The organism is Streptomyces sp. NRRL S-378 (assembly GCF_000720645.1).
Classification (GTDB): Bacteria; Actinomycetota; Actinomycetes; order Streptomycetales; family Streptomycetaceae; genus Streptomyces.
Map to the genome: position 1 here is coordinate 1 of NZ_JOBX01000176.1, position 1,084 is coordinate 1,084.

At 73.6% G+C, this 1,084-nt stretch carries 1 protein-coding gene; it reads right to left on the reverse strand.

From position 1 onward, the window contains the following. A partial coding sequence (locus IH80_RS40370) for a condensation domain-containing protein (protein ID WP_037882393.1) occupies positions 1-1,084 on the reverse strand: 1,084 nt, incomplete at both ends.

Consider the following 1,084-nt stretch of genomic DNA (forward strand, 5'->3'; position numbering starts at 1 on the left):
GTGCCGAGGAGTTCGCGCTGCCAGAGGGTGTAGTCGGCGTACTGGACCGGGAGCGGGGACCAGGCCGGGGCACGGCCCTCCAGCCGCGCGGCATAGGCCACGCTGATGTCCCGGGCCAGCGGGGCCAGTGACCAGCCGTCGTTCCCGATGTGGTGGTGCAGCAGGAGCAGGACGTGGTGGTCCGGTCGGGTGGCGAACAGCCGGGCCCGGACCGGCGGATCGACGGTGACGTCGAAGGTGGCGAGGGAGGCGGACCGCAGGGCGTCCTCCAGCTCAGCCTCCGCGACCTGCACCACGGGAAGACCGAGGCGGACCCGCCGGGGCTCCAGGATGAGCTGCCGGGGCTTCCCGTCGACCTCGGGGAACACCGTCCGCAGGCTCTCGTGCCGCGCCACCACGTCGTTCAGTGCCTGCTCCAGGGCCTCCTGGTCGAGCTGACCGGACAGCCGGACCGCGAGCGGCAGAACGTACGTGGCCGCCGACTCCTCCAGCCTGTTGAGGAACCAGAGGCGGTTCTGGGCCGGGGACAGCGGGATCAGCTCCGGGCGCTCCACCGCCGTCAGCGCGGCCCGGGCCGCACCGGCCGTCGCGACCCGCTCGGCGAGGGCGGCGACGGTCGGGGCCTCGAAGACCGTGCGTTCCACCAGTTCGGCCCCGAGGACCGAACGGATGCGGCTGACGAGACGGGTGGCGAGGAGGGAGTGGCCGCCGAGCGTGAAGAAGTTGTCGTCGATGCCGACCACGGGCACGCCCAGCGCGTCGGCGAACAGGCCGCAGAGGACCTCCTCGCACGTGTTCCGCGGCTCCCGTCCGCTACCGGACACCGGCCGTGCGGGGGCCGGCAGGGCCCGCCGGTCCAGCTTGCCGTTTCCGGTCAACGGGAGCCCGTCGAGGACCACGAAGGCCGAGGGGACCATGTACTCGGGCAGCAGCCCGGCCGCGTGGGCGCGCAGGGCTTCGATGTCCACGGCGCGCCCGCCACTCCCGGCGACCAGGTACGCCACCAGGCGCTTGTCGCCGGGCCGGTCCTCGCGGGCGATGACCGTGACCTGGGAGAGGCCCGGGAAGCGGCCGAGCACGGCTT